5 protein-coding genes are annotated in these 9,454 nt (G+C 43.3%); 3 read left to right on the top strand and 2 right to left on the bottom strand.

The window, feature by feature from the left end:
• The 3 genes from P2W71_RS14785 to P2W71_RS14775 form a co-directional block, all read left to right on the top strand.
• The coding region (locus P2W71_RS14785) for a malectin domain-containing carbohydrate-binding protein (protein ID WP_276372043.1) at positions 1-796 on the top strand (796 nt) is incomplete at its 5' end.
• Positions 797-814: 18 nt separating this feature from the next.
• On the top strand, positions 815-2,005 hold the full coding sequence (locus tag P2W71_RS14780) for a glycosyltransferase family 61 protein (protein ID WP_276372042.1): 1,191 nt from the start codon (positions 815-817) through the stop codon (positions 2,003-2,005).
• Positions 2,006-2,290: 285 nt separating this feature from the next.
• Positions 2,291-6,595 carry a malectin domain-containing carbohydrate-binding protein gene (locus P2W71_RS14775; protein WP_276372040.1) on the top strand — a complete coding sequence of 1,435 codons (4,305 nt, stop codon included), beginning with the start codon at positions 2,291-2,293 and terminating at the stop codon, positions 6,593-6,595.
• A 274-nt stretch (positions 6,596-6,869) separates the two neighbouring features.
• Here the strand turns inward: P2W71_RS14775 and P2W71_RS14770 are convergent, their stop codons facing one another.
• On the bottom strand, positions 6,870-7,463 hold the full coding sequence (locus P2W71_RS14770; RefSeq protein WP_276372039.1) for a hypothetical protein: 594 nt from the start codon (positions 7,461-7,463) through the stop codon (positions 6,870-6,872).
• 89 nt (positions 7,464-7,552) lie between these two features.
• On the bottom strand, positions 7,553-9,415 hold the full coding sequence (locus tag P2W71_RS14765) for a gamma-glutamyltransferase (RefSeq protein WP_276372038.1): 1,863 nt from the start codon (positions 9,413-9,415) through the stop codon (positions 7,553-7,555).
• Positions 9,416-9,454: the final 39 nt, after the last annotated feature.

The following is a 9,454-nucleotide window of genomic DNA, read 5'->3' as shown; positions in this document are numbered from 1 at the left end:
ATCAGGCACGCCGCAGTTGGTAAACGTTATCAGGATTAACAGTGGTGGAGGAGCACAAAACTTTGGAGGAGAAGCTTGGGTTGCTGATCAATACTTTACCGGCGGAACACCATATTCGACAACATCCGCGATCAGCAATACAACACAAGATCAGATTTATCAAAGTGAACGTTTTGGAAATTTCACCTACGCGATTCCCGTACCGAGTTCCGGAACGTATGCAGTGGATCTTCACCTGGCCGAGATATATTTCAATGCAACCGGATCAAGGACATTCAATATTAATATAGAGGACGGCCAGTTTGTGAGAACAAATCTGGATCTGATCCAGCTCGCGGGATCAATAAATCGTGCGTACGTGTTGAGAGCCGACAACTTAAGTGTTTTGGATGGGACGCTTAACATTACCTTTACAACAGGAATAAACAATGCTAAAATATCCGGCATCTCGGTTGGTCAATACATTCGTGAGACGGCTATCGCAAGGAAAATATTTTCTGATGAAATCCCGCAACTTCCATCTCCATCCGAAAGATACTCGGCGGAATCTTTCATATTCCCAAATCCTGCAGGGGCAAATATTACACTCTCTTTGAATGTCAAATCTGAAGGTGAATACAACTTGAGCATGTGGAATTTGTCAGGAGCCGATCTTCAATTGGGTGTGTTTACGTTGTCAAGGGGTCACCAACTCCTTGATCTTGATTTATCGACGCTTGGACTTAATGCTGGTCTATACATTTTAGCAATTGAAGGACCTGGCGAAAAACAATATTTAAGGTTTGCAATAAGGTAACGGAATAATAAATTTTTTATGGAAATAAGAACATTGCCGGCAAAAGTATATCGTAAGGGATTACGGCTGCTTTCCAAATTTGTGCCCCGCAATATAAAATACAGGCCGGTAGGAATTACGAATGTGTCGAAGGAAAAGAAATATGATTCAATCGAATACATTGAAATTGCACCACCCTACACCCTTACGCTTGATCTGGAGAAAAGATTTATTGAGGATTGTTCACCCTATGCGAAGCCCATTATGTCCGTTCAATTTCCGGGTGATTTTATAGTAGGAATTAAGGACGGCCGGTTATATTCATATGATGCGGCAAACATGGCTGTGATTTCACGGGAAAATTTGCTTGTAGAACAAGTGTCCTTTCAATGGAGTAATGATAACGTCCTCAGTGGAAAGCACAATATCTTATTTCGTGAAAAGCAATTCATAGCACCAAAGAAATATAAGGGAAAAGTGTTCAGTATGTTGGCTGGAGGGGGCGCGATCACCTACTATTATCATTGGGTATTTGATGCTATCCCCAAAATATTCTTGTTAAAGCAATCGGGCTTGTTTGATGAAATTGATTATTTCCTCGTTCCAAATTATATATATCCTTATCAAAAGGAATACCTAACGCATTTTGGCATTTCGCCTGATAAAATCATAAACGGTGAGGCCGTGAAGCACCTTGAAGCAGATGAGCTTTTTGTTGCTTCCTATGTGAGAATTGACGACCATCATCCCAAATGGATTTGTGATTTTCTATACAATAGTTTTGTTAGACCCAAAAAAAATATTGTGCGCGACAAACGCATATACATTGCCCGCGGAGATGCTGCTGTGAATAGAAAGGTAATTAATGAGAGTGAGTTGATTGAAATGTTAAAGGAGTATGACTTTGAGATTCATTATTTGTCTGGGCTTTCCGTTGTTGAGCAAGCGGATATTTTTAATTCTGCGAGCTTAGTTGTAGGCGCACATGGCGCCGGCCTTTCAAACCTTGTTTTTTGCGAGCCTGGAACAAAAGTACTTGAGTTTTTTCCGGATAGATATGTTAGACATCTCTTCTATGATCTGGCTAATAAGCGGGGCGCTGAATATCATTACCTCCTCTGCGCATCTGAGGGCACTGCAAATAATAGCTCCGACGGGCAAAAATTAAGTCTTATTGCCGATGTAAAAGCCATCCAGAGAAAAATAGAAACACTGATCTCAAAAACGTAACATATCTCAAGATGATACACCTCATTGCCAATGGGACAAATTGTTCCTGTTAGCAATTCTTTTTAATCTTTTAAGACGCATGACCATAGTCATTACGCTAAAAGATTATTATCATTTATGAAAAACGCCTCTCGAAATAGCTACAATCTGACACCTTTTTTGAAGACCCGTGAGAGAAATCATGATACATGAAGACGGCGGTCATCTTGCCAACGAACATACTTTCATAAGTTGTAGTCGATTTTTACAAAGACAATAAAATACTCCTTAAACCATCACACCAATATGAAATACTTTTTACTGTCTGTAGCTTTTCTTCTTGCAATTGGCTTTGCTTGGGATGCTCAGGGGCAAGCTGGTATAAGTTTTACCACCAGCAAATTGACCGGAGCAACACTTGACTATCCTACGACTTTGGCTTTCGGTCGCGATAACAGGTTGTATGTTACTCAACAAGATGGAACCATCTTCGCTTACACTGTGCAAAAAAATGGTGCGGGTAATTATGCAGTCACCAATACAGAGACCATTAATCTTATAAAGACTATCCAGAATCACGATGATCGAGGTGGGCTTTTTAATGTCGCCCGGCGACAGCTTACCGGACTTGTTGTCACTGGAACAGCAGCGAATCCGGTATTATACATTTGCTCCAGCGATTTTAGAATCGGAGGGGGTGGAGAGTTAGGTGACATTGACCTTGACACAAATTCAGGGATGATTTCAAAATTGACAAAAGTTGGAAACACATGGCAAATGGTTCATGTGGTGCGAGGCCTTCCCAGAGCCGAAGAAAATCATTCACCAAATGGATTAGCATTGGATGAAGTTAATAACATTTTATATGTAGCGCAGGGAGGAAATACAAACGGCGGTTCACCGTCCAATAATTTTGGATTCCTGGGAGAATATGCGTTGTCAGCTGCGATTCTTGAAATTGATTTAGATATGATCGACAACCAATTCGGAGGGTCTTATACATTACCCACTTTGGATGATCCAACCCGTCCCAATAATCCTGATGGCACTGATGTTGGTGATCCTTTTGGCGGTAACGATGGACTTAATCAAGCTAAACTCGTTATCGGCGGGCCAGTTCAAATTTATGCGCCAGGTTTTAGGTTGAGTTACGATCTTTTGATTACCAAAACACCTGGTAAAAACGGACGCATGTATACCATCGGCAATGGTGGAAATCCAGGTTGGGGAGGGTATCCGGAAAATGAAGGCACGCCTAACGTTACCAATAACCGCCTTTTCGACGAACCCGGCTCGATTGAACCGACCTTAAATGATGATAAAATAAACAATCGCGATGGTTTGCATTATGTAACCGGCCGTGGCTACTATGCTGGGCATCCGGTTCCCATCCGTGCAAACCCTGCCGGGGCAGGTTGGTATTGGTTTGATAATGCAACCGGTCAAGGTCACTTTGAACAAAATCCTACAGTAGATTGGCCGCCTTATCCAGTCTCTTTGGCTAACCCTATTGAATCAGATTATCGCAACCCCGGTGTTAATGATGGTGCACTCTATACGTGGGGTGGTTCTACCAACGGAATGGCTGAGTACACATCCACTGCTTTTTTTAATGGCGCTATGGCAGGAGACCTGTTAGCCGCATCGTGGGATAGTGGAATACATCGTATTGAACTAACAGAAGATGGAACTGCGGTAACGCGTGTGTCAAAACTGTTTAGTGGCTTTGGAGGTCTTCCATTGGATGTCATTGCACAGGGAGACGCAGACGTCTTCCCGGGTACAATTTGGTCTATTGTTTATGCTGAACCTGGTGTAACTGTTTTTGAACCTGTCGGCACCCCGACGAATTGCTCTGGTGATATTAACAATTTTAGCCGTGACGATGATGGAGATGGTTACAGCAATGGCGATGAAACAGTTAATGGTACAGATCCATGCTCAGCAGCTAGTAAGCCAACGGACTTTGATCAGGATTTTACATCAGACCTTAGGGATGCAGATGATGACAATGATGGACTAAACGATATTATGGACAAATTCGCATTGGATGCGAACAACGGTAAGAATACACAACTTCCTTTGGATTATCCTTTTCTGAATGGTAATCCAGGTACTGGTTTATTTGGTATTGGGCATACGGGGTTGATGGCAAACTATGTCGATAACTATGCTAGTCAATTCGACGTTGATAATCCAGCTTTAATTGCTGGAGGAGCCGTGGGGGCGCTATCCGTTCCTGCGCAGCCTGGAGATGCTGTCACCAACAACCAGCAATATGCTTTTCAATTTGGAATTCCAATTACACCGGCCACATCTACATTTACGTTACACGGCAGACTTTTAGGAGCACCTTTTTTTAATGGTGCAACAGGGTCTGCGCTGGGCACACAGTCAGTCGGCATATATTTCGGAAACGGTGATCAGGATAATTATTTCAAGTTTGTCTTGCATGCCAATAACGGCAATTCTGGTTTTCAAATTCTTTCCGAACAAAACGGCGCCGTCGTTCATCAGCAAATGATTCCCGTCGCAAATATTCTCGGGACATCACAAATCGATCTCTTCATTGAGGTAAATGCAGAAACAGGTTTGGTTCAATGCCGCTATCAAAGTACCAGTATGCCGACTCCAGTCAATGTCGGCGAAAGTTTTACGGTGTCAGGAAATCTTCTCAGTTTATTGCTTAACCATACCGATGCTGTTGCTGTAGGCGTTATCGCATCTTGCGGAAATAAAACACCTTTTTCCGCTACCTGGGATTTTATGAGGATAACAAGTACCACTACTGGATCTCAGTTGACAAACGTGATTCGAATCAATTCCGGTGGAACGGCTCAGAATTTTGGAGGCGAGGCTTGGGTAGCGGATCAGTATTTTAGTGGAGGTACCCCATATTCAACGACGACGACTATTGGCAATACGACACAAGACCCGATCTATCAAACTGAGCGATTTGGAAACTTCAGCTACGCGATTCCGGTAGGACAAGTGGGTACCTATGCCGTTGATTTACATTTGGCTGAAATCTATTTTGGTCAATCAGGTCAACGGGTTTTCAATATTAATATTGAGAATGGGCAGTTTATTAGAAACAATCTTGATTTGATCCAGACCTATGGTGCTAACAATACAGCGAATGTATTGCGTGCGGATAACTTGAATATTACTGATGGCACCATCAACATCACTTTCACCAGTGTAGTAGACAATGCGAAGATATCAGGTATATCGGTAGGACGATACAGCAGCGCTCCTACAAACACACCACCAACGGTAGCGCAGGCACCAGCAGCACAGAGTGTACCGAATACACAAGCAAGCGTAGTGCTTCAACTTGGACAGATCTTCAGTGATGATGGAGGCGTAAACAATCTGACCTTCACGGTTCCAAATAATACGAATCCAGGCTTAATCAGCAACACGCAGATTGTGGGCACACAATTAACGTTAACGTTGAGCGGAACAACAGGAAGCGGAACGCTTACACTACAAGCGACTGATGCAAGCAATGCATCGGTACAGACTACCTTTCAATTGGCGGTTACATCATCAGGAGGAACTCCGACACTGACGAATGTGATCCGGATTAATGCTGGCGGTACAGCTCAGAATTTTGGAGGAGAGGCTTGGGTAGCGGATCAGTATTTTACTGGAGGTACACCATATTCAACTACCACAGCAATTGCCAATACGACACAAGATCCGATCTATCAGACTGAGCGATTTGGGAACTTCAGTTATGCGATTCCTGTAGGACAAGCGGGTACCTACGCCGTTGATTTACATTTGGCAGAAATTTACTTTGGTCAACCTGGTCAACGGGTTTTCAATATTAATATCGAGAACGGGCAGTTTGTGAGGAACAATCTGGATTTGATCCAAACGTATGGTGCTAACAATACAGCACGTGTATTACGTGCAGATAATCTGAACATCACGGATGGAACCATCAACATCACTTTTACCAGTGTTGTCGACAACGCAAAGATATCTGGTATAGCGGTGGGTCGGTATTCGGGTGGATCGGGCGCAAGAAGTGCGATGGCAACCAATCAGAAGCCAATCGTTCATACGCCGCCAAACGCTGTCATACACGAAGGACAAGCCTGGACGTACCAAGTTATAGCGTCAGATCCGGAGGGAGATCAATTGTCGTATTCAACTATTAATTTGCCGGCATCACTTTATATAAATAAAGCAACGGGATTAATAAAGGGCACAATTGAGGTCAATGCTAATACGTTCCCCGTTACAATTAAAGTAACGGATGGTAGCGGGCTTACCACCGAGGTGAACTTTGTTTTAACGATCGCGCCAGCCAAGCCGATTGTCCGGGAGGTGGTCGACGAAAAGTTTATAGTGTATCCGAATCCTACACAAACCGATGAGTTCTCTGTTAAGCTTGAAATAAAGCGGCGGGATGAATGGAATTTTACGTTGATGGACTTCACGGGAAAGCAAATAAATCTTGGTTCTTTTGAGTTGGATAAAGGCGTCCAGGAATTGACATTTGATCTAACCCCATACAATGTAAGCTCGGGACTTTATTACTTGTCAGTGCAAAACGGTCAAGGCAAAAAGGTCATCAAAATTGGAATCAAATTGTAACCTTTAAACGGTGGTAATAAAAGAGGCTGTCTCAAAAGGACAGCCTCTTTTTTTGGGGGAAGAACGATAGTCCAGTTCAAATATCCTCTTGTTCCCACAAAATGAGAAGAAAGGTTTCGAAACCGAATGCTTAACAGGCAATGGTTTCCGCTCAATTTAATCATTAATAAGAACACGCTTCGTAGTGATGCAATCGATAGGGTAGATGCCAACCCCAAATGCTTTATTACATATCGTGTTAGTTCTTCCCTTTTCTGGGAAATCCAGAGGCACCTTAATTCTTCGGTGGCGGATTGATCATGATATGCGCGCGATGTGTTCCAGGGTCCATGATCCACGGCATACCCGGTGCCTCCGGTTTTAATGGTAATCCTGTGCTTTCAGCCGTAGCAAAAGGTATGTAAACTACATATCTCAAGTTGCCGTCCTTAACCTCACCGGTTGTGCGATTGAACTGGTCATCTTTTGCAGCATATACATAGAGCGTTGTTGGCTGTGAGGGCATGCTTAGTTTTTTGTTTTTCACTTCTTGTTCACGGATGTCAAAAATTTCCTGAAAAGATTTTCCTTCTTTTTTCAATTCCCGTCCACGTGCCATGAATGGCTCAAGGTCCTTGTGATAACAGGAAACATTTAGTCCTGCTTGATTCGGATCATCAGCCATGCAAACCATTTCATTTTCACCTTTTCTTAAGACAATGAATTCTCCTTTTTCAGAATAGCCATATACCATCGCTTTTTCGCGCAGTGCTTCAGGTGCTGCTAGAACAGCTGTTTTAAGTTGAACCTCTTTGGATGGGACTGTCTGTGCGGAGACGGCACTTCCATAGCATAGGATTGCCATCAATATCAGTTTCGTTTTTTTCATAAGTAAAATGTATTAGGGTGTTTTTTTTGTTGTTTGCTATTGTACTTCATTCATCAGCGATCCGCCAATAAAGGTATTTTGGTTCCGAATCACCATCCAATCCCATAATCTTCTCCGTGATTGCTGGAACCTCCCCAGAAAGAACCATGCTTCCAGTCAAAATAAATTGCATTGATAGGACCTGATGTACGTTCATCAAAGGATAATTTATAGCCCATGTTGAATAATTCCTTTCGAATAAATCCCGGTGTGCTTGAATGCAGCAGGATCGCTCCAGGCTGGGGCTTCCGATTTTCATCGCCCAAAGAGAGATACAATTGGTAACTGTTTATGTTTGGTGCTTCTGCAGCTTCCTGAACATTCATTCCGAATTCAACCACATTTAGAAAAAACTGCAATAGGTTCTGGTCCTGAGAGTCGCCGCCCTGCACGGCAAATGATAGAAAAGGTTTTCCGTCTTTCAAGGCAAGCGTAGGCGTGAGGGTGACACGTGGCTGTTTGCCAGGAGCCACTACGTTGAAGGGATTTAATTTTGGATCAGTAACAAAGCTTTGCATGCGTTGACTCATTCCTACACCAGTTTTTCCAGCTATGCAGGCGGGCATCCATCCGCCACTTGGCGTAATGGATACAACCCACCCTTCCTTATCGGCAGCTTCGACCGAAGTTGTACCAAGCCAAAAATTTTGAAGGTACTTCTCGTCCATTGGGCTCGCCGGTCTTTGGGATGATGTCTGCGTCCATTGCTTTAAAAAATCCTGGTAAGGATTCACTTTTCCTTCAAATGGATAGGGATCGCCAGGTGAAGCCTTTGCATCGTTCTTGGTTTGATTGATTGACTTCGCTCTCTCTTTGGCATATTCCTTTGATAACAAACCTTTGATAGGTTCCTCGGGAGAGACGGCGGGATCTCCGTAGTAAAAATCACGGTCAGCAAATGTTAAGTTCATTGTTTGATATAACGTATGAATATATTTTGTAGAGTTGTATCCCATGCTCTTGAGATCAAAGTTTTCAAGTATGTTGAGGGCTTGCAACATCATAGGACCCTGCGTCCATTGAGATAGTTTATAAACATCGATACCTTTGTAATTAACTTTTAGCGGCTCTTCAATTTTAACTTTCCATTGCGCCAGATCGGCCGAAGTAATTAAACCTCCCTGTTCCTGACAACCACGGACAAATTCTTTTGCGATATCACCTTTATAAAACCTGTCATTGGCAGCATAAATAGCCTCTTTTCTGCTCTTTCCTTTTTTTAGTGCCTGCTGTTCGGCTTCAACCATCTTCTTCAAGGTCTCTAATAAATCGGCTTGTTTGAAAATTTCGCCGGCTTCCGGTGCCTCACGTTGTTCGCCAGTGTGTGGAAGAAATACTGCCTTCGAATAAGGCCATTGCTTAATCATGTCTTTGCCGCGTTCCATACTGTTCGCGGTTTGTGCTTCTATTGCATAACCTTCGGCCAATTTCATTGCTGGCGCTAGCACCTCTTTCAGACTTAATTTTCCGTATTCTGCCAGCATGGTACAAATTCCACCCGGCGTACCCGGGGTAACTGCAGCCAACGGCCCATACTCGGGAGGAAAATTCATTCCTTTACTCTTAAAAAATTCCGGCGTTGCTCCTGTAGGTGCCACGCCCAGGGCATTGATGGCGATGACTTTGCCCGTCTTGGGGTTATAAATCAAGGCTTGCGTTTCACCGCCCCAACTGAGCACGTCCCACATCGTACAAGTTGCCGCGACCATAGCACATGCTGCATCAACAGCATTCCCGCCTTTTTGAAAAATCATAGCGCCTGCCGTAGCTGCTAAAGGTTTTCCAGTGATAGCCATCCATTCGTTACCATGTAAGACTGGCTTTTGTGTGCCTTCAGGGCGAGCATTAAATATTTGTGCTGGTAGACATGTCGTTATGAAAAACCCAAGAATAAATAAGGAGATTTTTTTCATGAAATGTTAAGGTTTAATGTGTTCCGTATACATTTTCGG

It is taken from the genome of Chryseolinea sp. H1M3-3, from assembly GCF_029360725.1.
Classification (GTDB): Bacteria; Bacteroidota; Bacteroidia; order Cytophagales; family Cyclobacteriaceae; genus Chryseolinea.
This window is presented reverse-complemented; position numbering and strand designations above follow the sequence as displayed.